This window comes from Streptomyces sp. Q6, assembly GCF_036967205.1.
Lineage (GTDB): Bacteria > Actinomycetota > Actinomycetes > Streptomycetales > Streptomycetaceae > Streptomyces > Streptomyces citrinus.
On the sequence record NZ_CP146022.1, the window covers coordinates 6,802,779 to 6,823,266 of the forward strand.

Consider the following 20,488-nt stretch of genomic DNA (forward strand, 5'->3'; position numbering starts at 1 on the left):
CGCCGGCCCGCGAGAGGACTACGACAACGGGCATGCGCCCCTCCCGCGCCGCCACCCGCCTCACCGTCCACCTCCCGGCCGCGGCCCTGTGGCACCACCGGCCGGCGTACGCGGAGATCGTGCACCGCGCCCACCGCACGGGCCTCGCCGGCGCCACGGTCCTGCACGCCCTGCGCTCCTCGGCGTGCGCGGTGACCGTCGTCGACGAGGACAGCCGCGTACGGTCCTTCCTCGCGGGGCTCGACGACGTCCTCACGGCGGCGGCGGGGTACGCGGTCCTGGACCGGGTCGAGGTCGTCGACCGCACCCGGGGGCCCTGAGCCCGACGGCCTCAGGTGCCCTCGGGCGGGTCCGTCACCCCGTACACCTCGCCGAGCAGCGCCACCGCCGCGTGCGTCCGCGGATGCGGATCGTGGTGGTTCCACAGCGCCTGGACCCGCACCGGCGCCGCGTCGCGGACAGGGCGGTAGACGATGCCCTGGCGGCGGTACTGGGTGACCGTGGCGTGCGGGGTGACCCCGACGCAGCGGCCCGTGCCGATCGCGTCCAGCCAGTCGTCGACGTCGGCCGTGTACTCCACCGCGGGCCGCTCCCCGGACGGCCACAGGTCGACCGTCGTCGTGCCGGTGCGGCGGTCCACGGCGAGGACGCGCTCGCGGATCTCGGCGAGCGGCACACTGCGCCGCCGCGCCCACGGGTCGTCGGCGGCCAGCGCCACGTAACGCCGCTCCCGGCCCACGACGGCATGGCCGTAGCGGCGCGGATCCACCGCCGACGTGCGCACGACGGCCAGGTCGCAGATGCCCTCCGCGAGGCCCGCGGTTGGGCTGTTGTGGCGCACGAGGAGCAGCTCGACCCCCGGGTACCGCTCGCGCCACACGCGCTGGAACTCCGCCGTGTGGCGGCCCAGCGAACCCCAGGCGTGCCCGATCCGCAGCCGCGTGTGCCCGGTCGTCGCCGCACGGACGAGCGCGTCGGCCTCGGCGAGCAGATGCCGGGCCCGCTGGATGACCTGCACGCCCGCCGTGGTGGGGGAGACGGACCGGCTCGTACGGTGCAACAGCCGCACCCCGAGGACCCGTTCGAGCCCGAGCAGGGTGCGTGAGACCGCGGCCTGCGAGATGCCGAGGTCGATCGCGGCGTCGGTGAAGCTCCCCGAGTCGACGATCGTGACGAGGCAGCGCAACTGCCGCAGCTCCAGCTCGGGCTCCGTGGATCGTCGCATGCGTCCAGCGTATAGAGGGAGCGGCCCATGCATTTTGCGTATCCGTCGCGTGGGCCGAAGGTCGCCCCATGGCGATGGGGATACGGATACAGGCGCGCGGACGGACCGACACGACCACGGGGGTCGCGCTGATGCTGGGGAGCGGGCTCTCCACCCAGACGGGCGCGTCCGTGGCCGCTCTCGCCTTCCCGGTGCTCGGGCCCGTGGGCGTGGTCGCGGTCCGCCAATGGGTCGCGGCCGCCGTCCTGTTGAGCGTCGGGCGGCCACGACTGCGTGCCTTCACCGCGGCGCAGTGGCGTCTCGTGCTCGCCCTGGCCACCGTGTTCGCCACGATGAACCTGACCCTCTACACGGCCATCGACCGGATCGGCCTCGGCCTCGCGGTCACCCTGGAGTTCCTCGGCCCGCTCGCCGTCGCCCTCGCCGGGTCGCGGCGCCGCGCCGACCTGGTCTGCGCCCTCGCGGCCGCGAGCGCCGTCGTGGTGCTGACCAGGCCGCGGCCCAGCACGGACTACACGGGCATCGGCCTCGCCGTGGTCGCCGCCTGCTGCTGGGCCGCGTACATCCTGCTCAACCGCACGGTCGGCGCGCGCCTGCCGGGCCTCGAAGGGTCCGCCACGGCGGCCGGCGTCTCGGGGCTGCTCTACCTGCCCGTCGGTGTCGCGGTCCTGGCCGTGCACCGGCCGACCGCCGCCGCCGTGCTGTGCGCGCTGACCGCGGGGGTGCTGTCGTCCGCGGTGCCGTTCCTGGCGGACCTGCTGGCGCTGCGCCGGGTGCCCGCGCGGTTCTTCGGCGTCTTCATGAGCGTCAACCCGGTCTGCGCCGCCGTGATCGGCATGCTCGTCCTCGGCCAGCGCCTCGACACCGCGTCCTGGGCGGCCGTCGCGGTGATCGTCAGCGCCAACGCCGTCGCCGTACGCGGATCATGACGTCCTGCGGTGACGGGTGACGGATGACGGATGACGGATGACGGTGCTTCAGGAGCGCGTCGCCGTACCGCACTTCGCGCCGTCGGTCATCCGCTCGTCCATCGACGTACTGCGGTCGTACGGGTCGACGGTCGGCCCGTCGCCCGGCGCATTCTGTGGGGTGAACTCCGGGGTGAAGAAGCCGGTGGACGTGCCGCAGCCGCCGTTGGCGGAGTCGACCTTGTACGACCGGAGCGAGGCCGTGCCCCGCCGGGTCTCGATCTTCGCCGGGTCGTCCCAGCTCAGGACCACCTCGCGCCGCACGATGACGCGCACGACCTCGTCGCCGCCCGACGCGGGCGTGACCGGGTACACGTACGTCACGTCGGTCGTCACCTTCAGCGCGCCGTTCTTGCCCTCGCCGTACGTGATCCGGCCGCGGGTCTTGATCACGTCGCCGACGAGCCTGACCTTGTCCCCGTCGAAGCGGCTGAACAGCATCAGCGGGTTGTCGGTCCTGTTCGGCGCGCTGAGCGACGCCGACAGGAACCTGCGCAGGTCCGGCTGGCGCGGGTTGAGGTACGCGATGGCCTCGGTGGGCCGCTCGCCGCTCAGCACCGCCCGGTCGAGGCTGGACGCGGCGAGGAAGTCCCGGCTGCGCTCCAGCGCCCGCGCGACCTGCGCCCGCGTCATCCAGCCCGTGGCCCGCGCGGCGGGCACGGTGATCCCGGCGGTGCCGTCGGCCCAGCGCGCGGCGGGCGAACCGCGGAACGGCTCGTCCAGGGTGGGCTGTGGGGCGTCCCCGTGGGCGGCGCCCCGCTCGGGCGTACCGTCTCCGCGGCGAGGGGCGGCGCGTCCGCTCCGTCGCCGCCCCCGAACCAGCCGGTCACCCGGCCCGGGTCGAGCGCGACGAACACGAGGGCGAGCGCGGCGAGGACACCGACCGCGTACCGGACCGTGTGCCGCTCGCGCGGCGGCCGGTGGGCACGCCACGGCTCCGGCGCCGCGTCCTCCTCCCGCAGCCGCCGCGTCACCATGCGGGCGCGCGCCGACGGCTCCTTGGGCGCGTCCCGCACGCCTTCCTCCGACTCCCGGACGAATCGCTCCCACTCCTCGTCCGAGACGGACGAACCACCCTGGTCCCCACCCGAGTTCACGATCGACTTCCCCTGTTCCCGCTGCGCGCGTGTGCTGTCCTGCCGTGCCGTCCTGTGCTGTTCTGCGCCGCGACGGCGTTCGCCCCTCCCCAGGGCGGCCGCCACCACCGGCGCATGATCGCATACCCGTACGGTTCCGCCTGGGGTCCGTACGGGCGTCAGGGGTGGGTCTCCAGCGGGTCCTCCGCGGGTCCTCGGTGGGTCCTCGGCGGGTCCTCAGGCGGAGCCGACCGGCACGCGGTCCTGCTCGGGGGGCTTCCGGCTCAGGTACCGGTCGAGCGGCGGCTCCTGCGCGAGGACCGCGCCGATCGTCACCGCGAAGGTGATCGCCGCGCAGAGCAGGATCAGCCAGGACAGCATGGCCAGGACCAGGCCCAGCGAGCCGTACTCGCTCAGCGCCCGGTTGAACGCGAGGGGCAGGTAGATCCCGGACGCGATCGCGAGGACGGTCGTCGCGGCCCCCGCGAGGACCGCGCCGGGCAGCAGCGGGAGCCAGGCGATCCGGCCCGCGAGGAGCAGGCGCTGGGTCCACAGCCAGACGCCGGTGCTCAGCAGGAAGTAGAGAGGCATGCCCAGGAAGGCGCCCGCGCCGAAGCCGTCGCGGATGGGGGCCTGGAGGAAGACCACGAGGACCAGGGCGATGAGCCAGATCACCCAGCGCCAGGCGGCGATCCGGGTCCCCGCCTTCGGCAGCTTCCACGCCGCCTCGCAGACACGCGCCATCGCCCGGCTGAAACTCGTCGCGGAGCCCAGCGCCACCAGCAGGCCGATGACACCGGTCGTCTCGCGCAGGGATCCGTCGCCGGACGGATCGAGGACCTGCTGGAACTCGCCGCGGGTCCGGCCGGTGAGGCCGAACATCACCCGCAGTGAGTCCTGGAGCTGGAGGCGCACGCTCTGCGGTGCGAACGCGGCCACGGCGAAGAGCAGCGGGATCGACGCGAGGAACGCCTGCGCGGCCAGACGCGTCGCCGAGTCGAGCAGCCGACCGGAGATCAGCCGCTCGATCAGCTCGGTGATGACGGGGAAGCGCCGCTCGGCGACGACCCGCATACGCAGCAGCCGCAGCCGCCACGCCGCGACGCGGTCAGCCGCGCCGGACCGCACTGCGCGCGACCGACGAGAGCAGCGAACCGATCGCGACGCCGATGAGCAGGTACACGGCCGCCGTGCCGAACTTCGCGGCCAGGGAGGCTCCCGTGGTGAAGGGGAGCAGCACCAGGATCGCCGTGGCGAGGCCGACGATCCACGAGAAGAACCGCTCGGGCCGCGGCGTCGCCACGATCAGCAGATGCAGCAGGCCCGTCGCGGCGAGCGCGGCGACCGCGGACCCCACCGCCAGGGTGCCCGTGGTCGCGTCGCCCATCACGCCGTCGCCCTCCGGCGCGAACACCGGGATGCCGAGCACCCCGCGGACCAGGAGGAGGGCGACGACCGCGGTCAGCGCCGCGACCACCGCCGTCATCACGCCGCCCGCCCACAGCCTTCCGGCGTCGACGCGGGGTTCCGCGGGCGGCTCGGGCGGGTACTCCGGGGCCCGTGGCGGCGGCGGGCTGTAGGGAGTACCCGACCTGCCGTACGGCGTGTTCGGTGATTCCACGGGAGCTTTCCTCCGGTGTCGGATTCCGTACGGTCAGGTACCGGACGATCGGGCGTCGGACTCTCAGGCGGATCTCTCAGGCGGATCTCTCCGGCCGAGCTCTCAGACAGAGCTCTCAGACAGAGCTCTCAGGTGGAGGCGAGGAACTTCGCCTTGGCCTGCGCGAATTCCTCGTCGGTGAGCGAGCCCGACTTGTGGAGTTCGGCGAGCCGCGCCAACTCGTCCGTGCCGCCGGTACCGGACGGGTTCTGTGCCGCCGCCTTCCTCACGTATTCCTGGAAGGCCGCCTCGGCCTGCTGGGAACGCTGGATGTCGCGCTGCCCCATTCCCTTCCCGCGGGCGATGACATAGACGAGCACGCCGATGAAGGGGAGGACGAGGCAGAAGATCATCCAGCCGGCCTTGCCCCATCCGCTGAGGTCGTCGTCACGGAAGATGTCCATGATGACCCTGAAGAGGAGGAAGAACCACATGATCCAGAGGAAGAAGAACAGCATGGTCAGAAAGAGGTCGAGAAGGGGATAGTCGTCCATGGTGATTCCTCTTTCCGGGTTTCGCGGAGTTTCCGTCGGATGCTGAGCAGTATCTCCCCCCTCATCCGATCCCGCATTTCGGGGAATTGGTTCTTCTGGCCCAGTCGAATGGCGGCCTCTCCAGGCGGGGGTGACGCTGTGTCCGGCGTCAACGCCTATCGCCGTAAGGGGAGTTCCATGACAGAGGACATCCAGTCGAATCCGGCCGGCTCACGCATCGTCGCGGCGAACGAGGCGGTGCTGCGGCAGTACCCGTTCGACGACACCCGGGACATGGACGACGCCCGGCGCGGCTTCCTCGGCACCGCCGACGACCCGCGGATCCGCGACGCCGAGGGCCGGGTGGTCTGGGACCTCGGCGCGTACGGCTTCCTCGACAAGGGCTGCCCGGACACCGCCAACCCCAGCCTGTGGCGGCAGAGCAGGCTCTGCGCCGAGCACGGCCTGTTCGAGGTGGTCGAGGGCATCTACCAGGTCCGCGGCTTCGACCTGTCGAACGTGACGTTCGTCGAGGGCGACACCGGCGTCTTCGTCATCGACCCGCTGCTCGGCGTGGAGAACGCGGCCGCCGCGCTCGCCCTCTACCGCCGCCACCGCGGCGACCGCGCCGTCACGGGCGTCCTCTACACCCACTCCCACGCCGACCACTTCGGCGGCGTCAAGGGCGTGGTGACCCAGGAGGAGGTCGACGGGGGCCTCCCCGTCTACGCGCCGCGCGGCTTCCTGGAGCACGCCGTCAGCGAGAACGTCCTCGCGGGTACGGCCATGAGCCGACGGGCCGCCTACATGTACGGCGCCGCGCTGCCCCGGGGAGAACGCGGGCAGATCGGCGCGGGCCTCGGCCAGACCCTGTCGACCGGCGAGGTCAGCCTGATCGCGCCGACCGTGGAGATCGGCCACACCAGCCAGGAAGCCACCGTCGACGGCATCCGCATGGTGTTCCAGCTGACCCCGGGCACCGAGGCGCCGGCCGAGCTGAACATCCACTTCCCCGACCACCGCGCCCTGTGCATGGCCGAGAACGCCACCCACACGCTGCACAACCTGCTGACCCTGCGCGGCGCCGAGGTGCGTGACCCGCACGAGTGGTCCCGCTATCTCACCCAGGCCATCGACCTGTTCATCGACGACACCGAGGTCGCCTTCGCCTCGCACCACTGGCCGCAGTGGGGCCGCGCCCGCGTCGAGACCTTCCTGTCCGAGCAGCGCGACCTGTACGCGTACGTGCACGACCAGACGCTGCGCCTGATGAACCAGGGCCTGACCATGCTGGAGATCGCCGAGCAGGTGGAGCTGCCGCCGGCCCTGCGGCGGGCCTGGCACACGCACGGCTACTACGGCTCGGTCAGCCACAACACCAAGGCGGTCTACCAGCGCTACCTCGGCTGGTTCGACGGCAACCCCGCCCATCTGTGGGAACACCCGCCGGTCGAGGCAGCCCGGCGCTACGTCGCCTTCATGGGCGGTGCCGACGAGGTGCTGCGCCGCGCCCGCACCTCGTACGACGAGGGCGACTTCCGCTGGGTGGCGACGGTCGTCAACCACGTCGTGTTCGCCGACCCGGACAACGCCGACGCCCGCGCCCTCCAGGCCGACGCCCTGGAACAGCTCGGCTACGGCAGCGAGAACGGCACCTGGCGCAACTTCTTCCTGATGGGCGCCCTCGAACTGCGCCACGGCAACGTCGGTACGCCGACGAACGCCGCGTCGCGCGACGTCATCGGCGCGCTCACCCTCGACCAGCTCCTCGACTCCCTGGCGGTCCGGGTCGACGGCCCGGCGAGCTGGGACGCGGACATCACCGTGCGCTGGAACCTGACCTCCGGCGACGCCGTCACGATGTGGCTGCGCAACGGCGTCCTGACCCATGTCGCCGGACGCGGCTCGGCCGGTGTCGCGCCCGACGTGGAGATCACCCTCGACGAACGGGTGCTGCGCGCCGTGCTCCTCGGCACCATGGCCCCGGCCGACCTGCCCTCGCGCGGGGCCGCCACCGTCACGGGCGACCTGGGCAGACTCATCGAACTCCTCGGCCACCTCGACGCGCCCGACCCCGACTTCGCCATCGTCACGCCCTGAGAGAGAGCTGAGAGAGCTGAGAGACCGGAGAGAGGGGAACCGGATGCCCACGGTCGACGCGGTCGCCGTCCGCCGGATGACGGACACGCTCTTCATCGAGCGCGCGCCGCGCAGCCCCAGCTCCACCCGGTTCTGGGTGCTGCTCGTGCTGGCCGCGGTGATCGCGGGCGCCGGCGTGATCGGCGACTCGACCGCGACCGTGATCGGCGCGATGATCGTCGCGCCGCTCATGACGCCGATCCTCGGCAGCGCGCTCGCCCTGGTCCTCGCGGACCGTTCGCAGGTCGTGCGCTGCGTGCTGCTCGTCCTCGGAGGCGCGCTCGCGGTGGTGGCGATCGGCATGCTGCTCGGCTGGCTGCTCGCCCCGCCGGACGCCTTCGCCTCCAACAGCCAGGTGTCGTCCCGGATCAGCCCGCGCCTCATCGACCTGCTCGCCGCGCTGGCCACGGGGACGGTCGGCGCGTTCGCCCTGGTCCGCGCCGACATCTCCGACACGCTGCCCGGCGTCGCGATCGCCATCTCGCTGGTGCCGCCGCTCGCGGTCACGGGACTGCTGCTCACCGTCGGCCGCTACCACGACGCGAGCGAGTCGGCGCTGCTCTTCGCGACGAACGTGGCCGCCATCGTCGCCACCGGAACCATCGTCTTCCTGTTCTACGGGGTCCGGGGCGCGGCCGAGGAGTCCGGTTACGCGGTGGGGCGGTTCCACGGGCGCACGCTCGTCGCCGTGGCGGCGGTCGTGCTGCTCATCGCCGTCCCGCTCACCGCCGGCACCATGACCGTCGCCCGCGACCGGACGCTCGCCGCCGACGCCCGTCCCGTCGCCGAGAAGTGGGCGTCGACCGGCAAGTGGCAGATCGCCTCGGTCGAGGCCCGCAACGGCGTCGTCGTCATCGGCGTCCTCGGCCTGCCGCCCCAGCCCGCCCCGACCGCGCTGCGCGCCGCCCTCGACCGGGCCGGCATGAGCGACGCCGACCTCGAACTCCACCTCGTCGGCGGCCGTACGCACTGGTGCCCCGCGGACACGGACACCTGCACGGTGAAGAAGTCGTCGGTCAGCTGACCCGCCGGGGGCGGGCCCTCAGGCGGGCAGCCGCCCGAGCAGCGCCGCGAAGTCGGTGCCGGGCGGCAGCGTCCCGAAGGCGAGCCCCTGGTCACCGGCGAGCCGCGACGCGCAGAACGCGTCGGCGACGGCCGCGGGCGCGTGCCGTACGAGGAGCGAGCCCTGGAGCACGAGGGCCGCGCGCTCGATGACGCGGCGGGCGCGCAGCGGCGCGTCCTCGGTGAGCACGAGCTCGCCCTGGAGTTCGCGCCAGGCGGTGTCGAGCCGCGCGTCGGCCCCCGCCGCCGCCTCGATCTCCGTACGGAAGGCGTGGAGCGACTCGGGTTCGCGGGCCAGCGCGCGCAGCATGTCGAGGGCGTTGACGTTTCCCGAGCCCTCCCAGATGCCGTTCAGCGGGGCCTCGCGGTAGAGCCGCGGCATGCCTGACGCCTCGTCATATCCGTTGCCGCCGAGGCATTCCAGCGCTTCGGCGACGGCCGCGGGTTGCCGCTTGCACACCCAGTACTTGCCGACGGCGGTGGCGAGGCGCAGGAAGGCGCGCTCCCCGTCGTCGCCGCGGTGGGCCCGGTCCGCGGCACCGGCGAGCCGCAGCGCGAGGGTCGTCGCGGCCTCCGACTCCAGGGCGAGGTCGGCCAGGACGTTGCGCATCAGCGGCTGGTCGATCAACTTGGCGCCGAACACCGCCCGGTGGCGGGTGTGGTGGGCCGCCTGGGCCAGCGACTCGCGCACGTGCGCGGCCGACCCGAGCACGCAGTCGAGCCGGGTCATGGTCACCATGTCGATGATGGTGCGGACGCCCTTGCCCTCGTCGCCCACGAGCCAGGCGACGGTGTCGTCGAACTCGGGCTCGCTGGAGGCGTTCGAGCGGTTGCCGAGCTTGTCCTTGAGGCGCTGGATACGGAACGTGTTGCGCGTCCCGTCGGGCAGGACACGCGGCACCAGGAAGCAGGAGAGTCCGCCGGGGGCCTGCGCGAGGACCAGGAACAGGTCGTTCATCGGGGCGCTGGTGAACCACTTGTGGCCGCGCAACCGCCAGGTGCCGTCGGTCTGTTCGACGGCCGAGGTGGTGTTGGCGCGTACGTCGGTGCCGCCCTGCTTCTCCGTCATGCCCATCCCCGCGAGCAGCCCGCCCTTCGTGGTCGGGGTGCGCAGGCCGGGCTCGTAGACGCGACTGGTCAGGAGCGGCTCGTACGTCTTCGCGAGCTCGGGCGCGCGGCGCAGTGCGGGCACGACGGCGTACGTCATGGAGACCGGGCACATGTGCCCCTGCTCGACCATGGTGGCCACCATGAACGTGGCGGCGCGGGCCACGTGGGCACCCGGCCGGTCGTCGGCCCACGCGGAACCGGCGGCGCCCGCGGCCACCGTGGCGCTCATCAGCGAGTGGTACGCGGGGTGGAAGTCGACCTCGTCGACGCGGTTGCCGTACCGGTCGTGCGTGCGCAGTTCGGGCTCGTGGCGGTTGGCCTGGTCGGCCCACGCGCGGGCCTCCTCGCTGCCGGCGTACCTGCCGAAGCGGTGCAGCTCGTCCAGGTGCCAGTCGGCGCCCTCACGGCGCACGCCCTCCAGGAGCACGGCGTCGTCCGCGACGTCGTGACCCGTCAACGGCGGTGCCTGGTTGGTCACTTCGTGGGTCACCGAGGGGTTCGCGTACATGGTGCCTCCGTCAGTAGTCATGCGGCCGGTGCGCCCGCGCAGCGCAGGGCCATGGCGGTGAGTTCGGCGAGGAGCTCGCCGGTGGCTGCCTCGTCGTGCGTGCCGAGCGGGTCGACGAGCACCTCGCCGATCGCGCCGGTGAGCGCGGCCGCGGTGATCTCACCGTTCTGCTTCGGCAGCAGGCCCGCCGCGATGCCCTCGTGCACCACCTCGGCGAACAGGGCGTGGTAGCGGCGCCGGAAGTCGAGCCGCTCGGCGCCGACCCGGGGGTCGGCGGGGGCGGCGAGCAGCGCGTAGGCGAGGCCCCGGTTCTCCAGGGCGCGGCGGGCGAACACCTCGACGCCGCGCGCCAGCCGGTCGACCGGTTCTCCCGGGCCGTGCAGCACCTCGCCGAGCACCTCCACCTCGCGGCCCGCGGCCCGCCGGAACACCTCGACGGCGAGCGCGGCCTTGGACGGGAAGTGCTGGTACACCGAACCGGCCGCCATCCCCGCCGCGTCCGCCACGGCGGTCACGGACGCCTGGGACCAGCCCACTTCGGCGACGACGGCGGTGGCGCACGCCACGAGGTGGTCCCGGGCGGCTTCGAGCCGACGAATTTCGGCGGGGGTCTTGCGGTAGGCCATGAAAGAAGTGAACCATCATTCAGAGTTTCCCGCCACGGTCGGCGCACACCCGGCCCGGCTCGTCAGGAGAACGTGATGCACCTCAGTGCCCTGCTGGACAACGCGGTTCGCTCGGCCGGTCCCAAGGAAGCCGTGGTCTACGGTGAACAGCGCTGGACCTACGCGGAGTTCGCCGCGGCGGCCCGGCGCGCCGCGACCGTGCTCGGGGAGGCGGGCCTGGGACCCGGCGACCGGCTCGCCGTGATGACGTACAACACCCCGGCGTTCCTGCTCGCGGCGTTCGGCGCCTGGTACACGGGCGCCACCCTGGTGCCGGTCAACCACAAGCTGGCCACCGCCGAGGTGGAGCACCAACTGCGGCACTGCGGAGCCCGGCTGGCGCTCGTCGACGCGGAGATCGGCGCGCGGGCGACAGCCGCGGGCACGGACACGCGCTGGCTGGTCAGCCACCCCGACGCCGATCCGGCGACCCGGCCCGCCGACTCCTTCGAGTCCCTGGTGGCGGCCGCGGACCCGGCGATCGCGCCGGAGAGCCCGGACGACACCGGCATCGCGCAGATCCTCTACACCTCGGGCACCTCCGGCCGGCCCAAGGGCTGCGTGCACACCCATCGCGGGATCGCGCTCACCGCCACCTACACCGCGACCGCGGTGCCGCTGCGCCGCGACGAACGCTTCCTGATCTGCATGCCGATCTGGCACGCCTCCCCGCTCAACAACTGGACGCTCGGCACCCTGCTGCTCGGCGGCACGGTCGTCCTCCAGCGCGAGTACGAGCCGCGGCGGATGCTGGAGACCGTTCAGCGGGAGCGCGTCACCGCCGTGTTCGGCGCGCCCGTCGCCCTCATCGCCCCCGTCCAGGCGGTGCCGGACTTCGCCGACTTCGACCTGTCGTCCGTACGCTCCTGGATCTACGGGGCCGGGCCCCTAGACGCCGACACCGCCCGCCGCCTGATGAAGGCCTACGGCTCGGACGACTTCCACCAGGTGTACGGGATGAGCGAGACGGGCCCGGTCGGCGCGACGCTCTCGCCCGCCGAGCAGGTCGAGAAGGCCGGGGCGATCGGGCGCGGCGGCATGCCGGGCGTCGACCTGCGGGTCGTCCGGCCGGACGGCGGCGACGCGGCACCGGGGGAGACCGGCGAGATCTGGCTGCGCTCGGACACCCGGATGGTCGGCTACCTCGACGACGAGGCAGCCACCGCCGAGGTGTTCGCGGGGGACTGGTACCGCAGCGGCGACCTGGGCCGGGTCGACGAGGACGGCTTCGTCACCCTGGTGGACCGGATGAAGGACGTGATCATCACCGGTGGCGAGAACGTCGCGTCGCAGGAGGTCGAGGGCGCCCTGCGCGCACACCCGGACGTCCTCGACGTCGCGGTCGTCGGCCGCCCGCACCCGCAGTGGGGCGAGACCGTCGTGGCCTTCGTCGTGCCGCGCCAGGGCGTCGAGCCGGACCTCGCCGGGGTGCGCGCGTGGCTGGAGACGCGGATCGCCCGCTACAAGATCCCGCGCGAACTGGTGCTGCGGCGGGAGTTGCCCCGTACGCCCTCCGGAAAGATCACCAAGCATGTGCTGCGGGACGAGCTGGCCGGTGGGTGAGCGGGCCGGTGGCCGGGGCGGGCCGGCGCCCGCGTAGGGTCGGCCGCATGGTCGGGGAGCAGCAGCGGGAGCGCAGGGGCCGGGGCGGCCGCGGCAGGAGCACGTGACCCGGGCCGTGCTCGACGCCGTCGTGGAACTGGTCGCCGAGAGCGGCATGAGCGCCCTCACGATGGACGCCGTCGCCGCCCGCGCGGGGGTCAGCAAGCCGGCCATGTACCGGCGCTGGCCCACCAAACAAGACCTCGTCCTCGCCGCCGCCGAGTCCCGGATCGGCCCGCTGACCGTGCCCGACATGGGCGACTTCCGGGCCGAACTGCGGGCGGTCCTCACCGCGCGCATGGAGGCGTACCGGCAGCCCGGCGTCGACCGGCTGCTCGCCGGGGTGATCGGCTCCGCCGCCGAGGCGGGCGCGGAGCCCGGCGCGTACCGCGCGTACACGGCACGGGTGATGAGCGAGACCCGGCACCTGCTCGAGCGCGGGATCGCGCGCGGCGACGTCCGGGCCGACGTGGACGTGCCGGCCGCCGCGACGCTCGTGGCCGCCTCGCTCGTCTTCCGGATGGTGGGCGAGCAGCAGGCGCCCGACGCGGCGCTGGTCGACTCGGTCGTGGAGCTGATCGGGCGGGCGGTCGCCGCCACCCCGTGACGCCTCGCTGACAGACTGTCACATCCCTTGCGCACGAGGTCATTTGAGCCCGTGCGCCGCTTCGGCATGCCCGCGCGCGAGCATGCCGAAGGTCCGGAAACACTCCTGAAATCCACCGGCCCGAACCCCTTGCCCCGGCGCCGTCCAATATCGATACTCGCGGTTACGTAATAAGCGTTCGCAGCCTGGAGGACCGCCCATGCACGACGTCGCGACCCATCCCGTCGAGAACCCGAAGCCGATTCTGGACAAGCCCCTGATGCACTACGGGAGCCGCGTCCTCGAACGTCTCGCGCCGGGTGCCCAGCAGGTCACGTACCGGCAGTTCGAGGTCTCACCGCTGACCCCGCACTTCGGCGCCGTCCTCGGCGGCATCGACCTCACGCGGCCGATCACCGACGAGCTCGCCGAGGAGCTGCGCCAGGCGCTCCTGGAGTGGAAGGTGATCTTCTTCCGCGGGCAGCACGGCTTCGGTGCCGAGCACCACCTCGCCCTCTCGGCGGTCTGGGGCCCGCCCGAGCCGAACCCGTTCTTCCCGAAGACGGAGACCGTCGGACTCTCGCGCCTGGCCAAGGACGCCAAGGCCGCCGGCAACAAGAACATCTGGCACAGCGACCACTCCTTCATGGCCAACCCGTCGCTCGGCGCCGTCCTGCGCGCCGTCGAGGTCCCGGCCGCGGGCGGCGACACGATGTGGGCCGACATGGGCGCCGCGTACGACAACCTCCCCGAGGACCTCAAGGAGCGGATCGAGCACCTCAGCGCGGTCCACGACTGGGAGGCCAGCTGGGGCGCGCTCATGAACGACGAGCAGAAGGCCGCCTTCCGCGCGCTGTGGCCGCAGGTCGAGCACCCCGTCGTCGTCCGCCACCCGCGCAGCGGCCGCAGGACGCTCTACGTCAACGAGCCCTTCACCCGCTTCATCAAGGGCCTGTCCGACGAGGAGAGCCGCGAACTGCTCGACATCCTCGTGCTCCAGGCGCGCATCCCCGAGTTCCAGATCCGCTTCCGCTGGGAGCCGGACTCGATCGCCATCTGGGACAACATCGCCGTCCAGCACTACGCGGTCAACGACTACTTCCCGGCCCGCCGGGTCATGGAGCGCATCGCCATCGCCGGGGTCCGGCTGTGACCGCCTCACCGGCGTTGGCGCCGGGCAGAGTCGGCGTCCCCGGCGGCGGCGACCGCCGGGCCTGGACGGTGACCCTGCTGCTCGTGGTCTTCATGATGATCAACTTCGCCGACAAGTCCGTGCTCGGGCTCGCGGCGGACGAGATCCGCGCCGACCTGCATCTGAGCGCGACCGAGTTCGGGCTCGCCAACAGCGCGTTCTTCCTGCTGTTCTCCGTCGCCGCGATCGTCGTCGGCATGCTGGCCGACCGGGTCTCGCCCAAGCTCCTGATCCTGGTCATGGCCGTCCTGTGGTCCGTGGCGCAGGTCCCCGCGGCGATCGGCGGCGGGCTCGCGGTGCTCGTCGCGTCCCGCGTGTTCCTGGGCGCGGCGGAGGGACCCGCCTTCCCCGTCGCCCAGCAGGCCACCCTGTCCTGGTTCCCGAACGACCGGCGCAACCTGCCGGGCGCGCTGATCACGGTCGGCATCACCCTCGGCGTGATCATCTCCTCGCCGGGCCTGACCTGGGTGATCCAGCACCACGGCTGGCGCGCGGCCCTGTGGGTGGTCGCCGCCATCGGTGCCGTATGGGCCGGCTTCTGGGCGCTGTACGGCGCCGACAGCCCGCGCGGCAAGGCGGTGACCGGCGCCGCGGCGGCCGAGGGCGACGAGGCGCCGACGGTCCCGTACCGCCGGATCTTCGCCAGCCGCACCTGGATCGGCACCACGATCGCCTACTTCACCAGCTACTGGACCGTGGCCCTGATGCTGGTCTGGCTCCCGTCCTACCTGCGCAACGCCCTGGACTACTCGGCCGCGACCGCGGGCACCGTCGTCGTCGCGCCCTGGGCGGTCGGCGCGGCCGTCCTGTTCGGACAGGCCGGGCTCACCGGACGGCTGATGCGGCGTGGCGTCAGCAGCAAGCGGGCGCGCGGCCGGGTCGGGGCGTGGACGCTCACGATCGGCGCCGTCTGCTGCCTGGCGGTCCCGCTCGCCGACTCCACCGTCGCGCAGACCGTCCTGATCGCGCTCGGCTTCGGCTTCGGCGGCTCGTACGCCACGATCGCCGCGACCACGGTCGCCGAGATCGCCCCGCCGTCCCGCAGCGGCGGCTCCCTCGGCCTGATGAACGCCATCGTCACGGCCGCCGGGCTGCTCGCGCCCGCCGTGGTCGGCGCGCTCGTCGACGCGCAGGGCGACGCCGGCTACCGGCACGCGGTGCTGGTCTCGGGTGTCCTCATCGCGATCGGCGCCGTCACCGCCTTCGCGCTGATCGACCCGGACCGCGACAAGGCCCTCCTCGCACCAGCGAACTGACAGGGTGTCACACTGACCCTGCCGCCCCGCCGCCCCCCACCACCTGTATGTCCTCTAGGAGTTGACCCGTGAGCGCCCCAGCAGTACTCGACACCGCCCCGCTCGACCAGGCCGTCCACGAGCTGCGCGAGCACGCCGAGGCGTGGAGCGGGACAGCCCTGCCCGAGCGGATCGCCCTCCTGGAACGGATGATGCCCCGGATCGCGGAGGGCGCCCCCGCGATGGTCGCCGACGCGGCCACCGCCAAGGGCTACCCGGAGACCTCGCAGTGGGCCGCCGAGGACTGGATCACCGCACCCTGGGCGCTCGCCCAGACCATCGGCGCCTACCTGCACGTACTGCGCCGCATCGCGGCCGGGCGCGATCCGCTGGACGCCGGGGCCGTCCGCTCCCGCGAGGGCCGCACCGTCGTCGACGTCTTCCCCGCCACCGCCTCCGACCGGCTGCTGCTCAACGGCTTCACGGCGCAGGTGTGGACGCTGCCCGGCACCACCCGCGAGCAGGTCCTCGCCCGCGCGGCGGGGGAGTACCGCGGCCGCCCCGGCGACCCGTCCGTCGCCCTGGTGCTCGGCGCGGGCAACGTCGCCGCGATCACCCCGCTCGACATCGTGCACAAGCTGTACGTGGACGGCGAGGTCGTCCTCGCCAAGATGAACCCCGTCAACGCTTATCTGCGCCCGCACTTCGAGAAGGTCTTCGCCGAGTTCGTGGAGCGCGGCTGGGTCCGCTTCGTCGACGGCGGCGCCCCCGAGGGCGCGTACCTCACCACCCACGACGGCGTCGACACCATCCACGTCACCGGCAGCGACCGCACCCACGACGCGATCGTCTGGGGCACCGGCGAGCGCGCCGAGGAACGCCGACGGGCCAACACCCCCGTCAACGAGAAGCCGTTCACCAGCGAACTGGGCGGCGTCAGCCCGTGCATCGTGACGCCGGGCCCGTGGAGCGCCGCCGACTTCCGCTTCCAGGCCGAGCACATCGTCACCAGCAAGCTCAACAACTCCGGCCACAACTGCGTCGCCACACAGGTCCTGTTGGTGCCGGCGGACTGGGACGGCACCGAGCGCCTGCTCGCCGAGATCCGCCGCGTGCTGCGCGAACTGCCGCCGCGCGCCGACTACTACCCGGGCGCCGCCGACCGCGTCGGCAAGGTCACCGCCGCCCACCCCGCGGCCGAAGCGCTCGGCGCCGACGACTCCTGCCGGGTCCTGGTCCCCGACATCGAGGGCCTCGACGACGTCATGCTCACCGACGAGGTGTTCGCCAGCGCCCTCGGCGTCGTCCGCCTGCCGGGTGCGGACGCCCCTCAATTCCTGCGTACGGCGACGGAGTTCGCCAACGACCGGCTCCCCGGCACGCTCGGCGCCACGCTGCTCGTCCACCCGCGCACCGAGCGCGCCCACCGCGCCGCCGTCGACGAGGCCGTCGCCGAACTGCGCTACGGCACGCTGGGCGTCAACTGCTGGTCCGCGTTCGGCTTCCTGCTCGGCTACACGCCGTGGGGCGCGTTCCCCGGCCACACCCGCCAGGACATCGGCAGCGGCGTCGGCTTCGTGCACAACGCTTTCATGCTGGAGGACGTGGAGAAGACGGTGCTGCGCGCGCCGTTCGCCCCCGCGCCGCGCGGCCTGCTCACCGGTTCGCCGTCCCTGTCACCGCGCCCGCCGTACTACGTCACCAACCGTACGGGCCTGACGACGATGCGGCGCCTGACCGCCTACACGACGGACCCGAGGGTGACGAGGCTGCCGGGCATCTTCGCGTCGGCACTGCGCGGCTGAACGGGAGCGGCCGCTGTCGCTCATGAGTTGAGGATGCGGGCCTTCTCCGTGGCGAACTCCGCGTCCGACAAAAGGCCCTGCGCCTTGAGGTCGGCGAGCGCCGTCAGCTGCGCGACCCGGTCCGTGGCGGCCGGGGCCGAGGGCGGCGGCTGCTGCGCGTAGGCGTTCTGCGCCGCGGCCTGGGCGGCCGCCTGGTCCACCAGCGCCTGCTGCTGGGCCTGGGCGTTCGCCTCCCGCTCCATCTCGCGCTGCGCGCCGCGGCGCTGCACGCGGCCGGAGACCGCGGTCGCGGTGCCGGTGATCACGGCGGTGCGCGCCATCGTGCCCAGCAGACCGGGCCGTCCCATACGTCGTGGCAACACTGGCCTTCTCCTTACGTGTGTGTCCGTACGTGCTTCACGTTCTCTGCTCTTCGGGTGTGCCGCCGCTCGTGGGGCGGGACCTCGGGGTCGTCTCAGTCGGCGTCGAGCGCGCCGACGGCCTCGACGACGACGTCCCTCGGGATGCGTTCGAGCAGCAGGATCTCGCCCTTCGAGTCCCGCACGGCGGCGCCGAGCCGGGCGGCCCAGGTGTTCTCCCAGACCAGGACCACGGCCGACGACTCGGGCGTGAGGCCCTCGGCGACGTTCTGGAGGTCCTCGTCGCTGAGCAGGTCGAACCGGGAGTCGGCGAACTGACCGAACTCCTCGGCCACTTCGGCGTCGGCGATCTCGACGACGTCGACCGAGCCCTCGGCCGACTTCCTGACGAAGGTCAGGTCGAGGATGCGGACCGTGCCGTCCTGTTGCAGCGCCCGCAGCGCGGGCACGATCTCGCCGTTGAAGTGGTTGCCGTCGAAGGCGACCACGGCGACGTCCACCGGTCCGACGGTGTCGGCATTCAGCCCACTGGCCATGGAGCGGCCACCTCCCAGGGTGCACAAGCGCAAGATGTACAAGTTCGGATAAACCGGAGCATAGGTTCCTTTTCCCGCTCCGGCGAACGGGGCCCTCACGGTCCCGTTACGGCAGATGTGTGGCCCCGCCGCGTGTCGGGGGCGGGTGAGGGAGTTGCCCCCGCTCGTCTTCGCAGGCTGTGCGGGCGGCGGACCGCCGCACCACCGGTCGACGCGAAACAACCTGGAGCACCGTTGCGGACCTCTCCCCACACGCCCCTGCGCACCGGACCCGGCACCGCCCCGTCGCGGGCGCTGCCGCTGCTGCTCGTCGCGACACCACCGGACGCGCCCGTGGCCATGGTGCGAGAGCTCCAGGACACCCGGTTCACGTTCCACCTCGTGCACAGCGGACGGGACGCGCTGCGGGACCTGTACCACTACCGGCCCGACCTGATGCTGCTCGGTCTGCGCATCACCGATCCCGGACCGTGGGAGGTGCTGCAACGCGTCCGGGAGATCAGCGAGGACCTTCGGGTCATGGCCGTCGACCGCGCGTACCGGGAGAAGGAGGCGCTGCGGGCCCTGCGGGCCGGCGCCGACGACCTGCTCTGGCTGGACATGCCCATGCCCCTTGCCCGGGAGCTGATCACCGCGCGGCTGCGCCGGGCCCGGCCCGTCGAACCGGTCGACCGGCTCCTGGAGGACGGCTACCTGCGGCTCGACGTGGCGGCCCGCGAGGCCTCCGTGGACAGCGCGTTCCTGCCCCTGTCCTCGCTGGAATTCGACCTGCTGTTCGCGCTCGCCTACAACGCGGGCCAGGTGCTCGGCAGCGACCAGCTGCTGCGCATGGCCTGGCGGACCCGGCCCGAGGGCAGCCCCTCCAAGGTCAAGTACACGGTGCTGCGACTGCGCCGCCACATCGAGCAGGCCACCGGCGCCGAGGCCCCGATCGAGACCGTACGCGGCATCGGCTACCGCTACCGGCCGCCGGGCGCCGCCAGGTCGTAGGGCCCGGCGCCCCGTGCCGGGCCCGTGCCCCAGGACCCGGGCCGAAGGTCCCCTCCCGCCCGTCGCCCCGCCCGGCAACCGTCGCGCAACCCGGGCACGACGATCGGGCCACCGAGCCGTCCCAGAGTCATGGATGTCGCACCGGGCACCGGCCGCGGCAGCCACACGACAGCGACAGAGCAAGGGACAGCTCGTCCATGACACTCGTAGCGCTCATCCCCGCACACGACGAACAAGACCGCATCGTCGCCACCCTCGCCGGCCTGTACCGCCAGACCGTGCGCCCCGACCGCATCATCGTCGTGGCCGACAACTGCCACGACCGGACCGCCCGCATCGCCCAGTACTGCGGCGCCGAGGTCTTCCTGCCCGTCGACAACGAGGACAAGAAGGCCGGCGCCCTCAACCAGGCGCTCGTACCGCTCCTCGCCGAGCTCGACGACGACGCCCAGGTCCTCGTGCAGGACGCCGACACCGTCCTCAACCCCGACTTCGTGCGCTGCGCCGTCGAAGCCCTGGAGGACGAGACGGTCGGCGCCGTCGGCGGCATCTTCTACGGCGAGAAGGGCGGCGGCCTGCTCGGGATGCTCCAGCGCATGGAGTACCAGCGCTACGCCCTGGAGATACGCCGCAAGAAGAACGAGGCCGTCGTGCTCACCGGCACCGGCACCCTCTTCCGCGCCTCCGTCCTGCGCGAGGTCCGCGAGGCACGGCTCGCCGGCACCATCGGCGGCGGTGAGGGCCACTACTCGCTGGCCTCCCTCACCGAGGACGACGAGATGACCAAGGCCGTCAAGACGCTCGGCCACCGCACGGTCTCCCCGGACGGCTGCTGGCTGACCACCGAGGTCATGCCCTCCGTGCGCAAGCTCTGGCACCAGCGCCTGCGCTGGCAGCGCGGCGCCCTGGAGAACCTGCGCGACTACGGCTGGACCCCGGTCACGGCCCCCTACTTCCGCCAGCAGCTGCTGCTCGGCGCGGGCACGCTCGCCCTCGCCCTGTTCGCGACGTTCGCCGTCCTGAACCTGGCCATCGTCGGCTGGGGCGGCCTGTCCCTGTTCTGGACCGCGATCACCCTGCTCTTCGTCGTCGAACGCACCCTGACCGTGCGCCGCCTCGGCTGGCGCGCCGCACTCCTCGCGCTGCCCCTGCTCCCGGAACTCCTCTACGACGCGTTCCGGCAGGCCGTCTTCGTCCGCTCCCTCATCGACCTGCTGCTGCGCCGAGAGGCCCACTGGGTGGCGACCTGACGCCCCCGACCACCTCCACCCCACACCCATCACCCCTCACCCCTCAC

At 72.7% G+C, this 20,488-nt stretch carries 19 protein-coding genes and 1 pseudogene; 11 read left to right on the top strand and 9 right to left on the bottom strand.

Annotated elements, in window-relative coordinates; translation table 11 throughout:
• The first annotated feature begins 32 nt into the window (after positions 1 to 32).
• On the top strand, positions 33 to 320 hold the full coding sequence (locus V2W30_RS31505; RefSeq protein WP_338701864.1) for a DUF190 domain-containing protein: 288 nt from the start codon (positions 33 to 35) through the stop codon (positions 318 to 320).
• An 11-nt stretch (positions 321 to 331) separates the two neighbouring features.
• Here the strand turns inward: V2W30_RS31505 and V2W30_RS31510 are convergent, their stop codons facing one another.
• Positions 332 to 1,225 (bottom strand): LysR family transcriptional regulator, encoded by an 894-nt coding sequence (locus V2W30_RS31510; RefSeq protein WP_338701866.1) that lies wholly within the window; start codon positions 1,223 to 1,225, stop codon positions 332 to 334.
• Between the two features lie 74 nt (positions 1,226 to 1,299).
• On the opposite strand from V2W30_RS31510, the gene V2W30_RS31515 reads away from it, so the two are divergent.
• Positions 1,300 to 2,154 (top strand): EamA family transporter, encoded by an 855-nt coding sequence (locus V2W30_RS31515; RefSeq protein WP_338703838.1) that lies wholly within the window; start codon positions 1,300 to 1,302, stop codon positions 2,152 to 2,154.
• A gap of 48 nt (positions 2,155 to 2,202) precedes the next feature.
• Here V2W30_RS31515 and V2W30_RS31520 read toward each other — a convergent pair.
• The 4 genes and pseudogenes from V2W30_RS31520 to V2W30_RS31535 form a co-directional block, all read right to left on the bottom strand.
• Positions 2,203 to 3,290 (bottom strand): annotated as a pseudogene (locus V2W30_RS31520) (hypothetical protein).
• 216 nt (positions 3,291 to 3,506) lie between these two features.
• Positions 3,507 to 4,397 (bottom strand): YhjD/YihY/BrkB family envelope integrity protein, encoded by an 891-nt coding sequence (locus V2W30_RS31525; RefSeq protein WP_338701869.1) that lies wholly within the window; start codon positions 4,395 to 4,397, stop codon positions 3,507 to 3,509.
• Positions 4,378 to 4,890 carry a DUF6069 family protein gene (locus tag V2W30_RS31530; RefSeq protein ID WP_338701871.1) on the bottom strand — a complete coding sequence of 171 codons (513 nt, stop codon included), beginning with the start codon at positions 4,888 to 4,890 and terminating at the stop codon, positions 4,378 to 4,380. The genes V2W30_RS31525 and V2W30_RS31530 overlap by 20 nt, the downstream gene beginning before the upstream one ends.
• A 128-nt stretch (positions 4,891 to 5,018) precedes the next feature.
• Positions 5,019 to 5,423, bottom strand: a complete 405-nt coding sequence (locus V2W30_RS31535; protein WP_338701872.1) for an SHOCT domain-containing protein — start codon at positions 5,421 to 5,423, stop codon at positions 5,019 to 5,021.
• Between the two features lie 177 nt (positions 5,424 to 5,600).
• On the opposite strand from V2W30_RS31535, the gene V2W30_RS31540 reads away from it, so the two are divergent.
• The gene (locus V2W30_RS31540) at positions 5,601 to 7,502 is read left to right on the top strand and encodes an alkyl/aryl-sulfatase (protein WP_338701874.1); all 1,902 of its coding nucleotides are present in this window, start codon (positions 5,601 to 5,603) and stop codon (positions 7,500 to 7,502) included.
• Between the two features lie 43 nt (positions 7,503 to 7,545).
• A complete protein-coding gene (locus V2W30_RS31545) occupies positions 7,546 to 8,565 on the top strand; it encodes a DUF389 domain-containing protein (RefSeq protein WP_338701876.1) in 1,020 nt (339 codons plus the stop codon).
• 18 nt (positions 8,566 to 8,583) lie between these two features.
• On the opposite strand, the gene V2W30_RS31550 is transcribed toward V2W30_RS31545, so the two are convergent.
• The gene (locus tag V2W30_RS31550) at positions 8,584 to 10,221 is read right to left on the bottom strand and encodes an acyl-CoA dehydrogenase family protein (protein WP_338701878.1); all 1,638 of its coding nucleotides are present in this window, start codon (positions 10,219 to 10,221) and stop codon (positions 8,584 to 8,586) included.
• A gap of 17 nt (positions 10,222 to 10,238) precedes the next feature.
• Positions 10,239 to 10,847 carry a TetR/AcrR family transcriptional regulator gene (locus tag V2W30_RS31555; protein ID WP_338701879.1) on the bottom strand — a complete coding sequence of 203 codons (609 nt, stop codon included), beginning with the start codon at positions 10,845 to 10,847 and terminating at the stop codon, positions 10,239 to 10,241.
• A gap of 75 nt (positions 10,848 to 10,922) precedes the next feature.
• Here V2W30_RS31555 and V2W30_RS31560 point away from each other — a divergent pair, with 75 nt between their 5' ends.
• The 5 genes from V2W30_RS31560 (at position 10,923) to V2W30_RS31580 (ending at position 17,306) form a co-directional block, all read left to right on the top strand.
• Complete coding sequence (locus V2W30_RS31560) at positions 10,923 to 12,449, top strand: class I adenylate-forming enzyme family protein (RefSeq protein WP_338701881.1); 1,527 nt, start codon at positions 10,923 to 10,925, stop codon at positions 12,447 to 12,449.
• A gap of 103 nt (positions 12,450 to 12,552) precedes the next feature.
• Positions 12,553 to 13,095, top strand: a complete 543-nt coding sequence (locus V2W30_RS31565) for a TetR/AcrR family transcriptional regulator (RefSeq protein WP_338701883.1) — start codon at positions 12,553 to 12,555, stop codon at positions 13,093 to 13,095.
• 199 nt (positions 13,096 to 13,294) lie between these two features.
• On the top strand, positions 13,295 to 14,227 hold the full coding sequence (locus tag V2W30_RS31570; protein WP_338701885.1) for a TauD/TfdA dioxygenase family protein: 933 nt from the start codon (positions 13,295 to 13,297) through the stop codon (positions 14,225 to 14,227).
• A complete protein-coding gene (locus tag V2W30_RS31575) occupies positions 14,224 to 15,522 on the top strand; it encodes an MFS transporter (protein WP_338701887.1) in 1,299 nt (432 codons plus the stop codon). The genes V2W30_RS31570 and V2W30_RS31575 overlap by 4 nt, the downstream gene beginning before the upstream one ends.
• Before the next feature lie 68 nt (positions 15,523 to 15,590).
• Complete coding sequence (locus V2W30_RS31580) at positions 15,591 to 17,306, top strand: aldehyde dehydrogenase family protein (RefSeq protein ID WP_338701890.1); 1,716 nt, start codon at positions 15,591 to 15,593, stop codon at positions 17,304 to 17,306.
• 20 nt (positions 17,307 to 17,326) lie between these two features.
• On the opposite strand, the gene V2W30_RS31585 is transcribed toward V2W30_RS31580, so the two are convergent.
• Positions 17,327 to 17,668: an SHOCT domain-containing protein gene (locus V2W30_RS31585; RefSeq protein WP_338701892.1), complete on the bottom strand. Its 342-nt coding sequence runs from the start codon at positions 17,666 to 17,668 to the stop codon at positions 17,327 to 17,329.
• Between the two features lie 92 nt (positions 17,669 to 17,760).
• A complete protein-coding gene (locus V2W30_RS31590; RefSeq protein WP_338701894.1) occupies positions 17,761 to 18,201 on the bottom strand; it encodes a DUF6325 family protein in 441 nt (146 codons plus the stop codon).
• A gap of 234 nt (positions 18,202 to 18,435) precedes the next feature.
• Here V2W30_RS31590 and V2W30_RS31595 point away from each other — a divergent pair, with 234 nt between their 5' ends.
• On the top strand, positions 18,436 to 19,191 hold the full coding sequence (locus V2W30_RS31595; protein WP_338701896.1) for a response regulator transcription factor: 756 nt from the start codon (positions 18,436 to 18,438) through the stop codon (positions 19,189 to 19,191).
• Positions 19,192 to 19,388: 197 nt separating this feature from the next.
• Entirely contained in the window at positions 19,389 to 20,441 is a 1,053-nt protein-coding gene (locus V2W30_RS31600; RefSeq protein WP_338701898.1) for a glycosyltransferase family 2 protein, read from the top strand.
• Positions 20,442 to 20,488: the final 47 nt, after the last annotated feature.

Excerpts from the sequence above, each read along its gene's own strand:
- V2W30_RS31505 (WP_338701864.1), top strand. The coding sequence starts at position 33 with ATGCGCCCCTCCCGCGCCGCCACCCGCCTCACCGTCCACCTCCCGGCC.
- V2W30_RS31510 (WP_338701866.1), bottom strand. The coding sequence starts at position 1,225 with ATGCGACGATCCACGGAGCCCGAGCTGGAGCTGCGGCAGTTGCGCTGC.
- V2W30_RS31515 (WP_338703838.1), top strand. The coding sequence starts at position 1,300 with ATGGGGATACGGATACAGGCGCGCGGACGGACCGACACGACCACGGGG.
- V2W30_RS31535 (WP_338701872.1), bottom strand. The coding sequence starts at position 5,423 with ATGGACGACTATCCCCTTCTCGACCTCTTTCTGACCATGCTGTTCTTC.
- V2W30_RS31540 (WP_338701874.1), top strand. The coding sequence starts at position 5,601 with ATGACAGAGGACATCCAGTCGAATCCGGCCGGCTCACGCATCGTCGCG.
- V2W30_RS31545 (WP_338701876.1), top strand. The coding sequence starts at position 7,546 with ATGCCCACGGTCGACGCGGTCGCCGTCCGCCGGATGACGGACACGCTC.
- V2W30_RS31550 (WP_338701878.1), bottom strand. The coding sequence starts at position 10,221 with ATGTACGCGAACCCCTCGGTGACCCACGAAGTGACCAACCAGGCACCG.
- V2W30_RS31555 (WP_338701879.1), bottom strand. The coding sequence starts at position 10,847 with ATGGCCTACCGCAAGACCCCCGCCGAAATTCGTCGGCTCGAAGCCGCC.
- V2W30_RS31560 (WP_338701881.1), top strand. The coding sequence starts at position 10,923 with ATGCACCTCAGTGCCCTGCTGGACAACGCGGTTCGCTCGGCCGGTCCC.
- V2W30_RS31570 (WP_338701885.1), top strand. The coding sequence starts at position 13,295 with ATGCACGACGTCGCGACCCATCCCGTCGAGAACCCGAAGCCGATTCTG.
- V2W30_RS31590 (WP_338701894.1), bottom strand. The coding sequence starts at position 18,201 with ATGGCCAGTGGGCTGAATGCCGACACCGTCGGACCGGTGGACGTCGCC.
- V2W30_RS31600 (WP_338701898.1), top strand. The coding sequence starts at position 19,389 with ATGACACTCGTAGCGCTCATCCCCGCACACGACGAACAAGACCGCATC.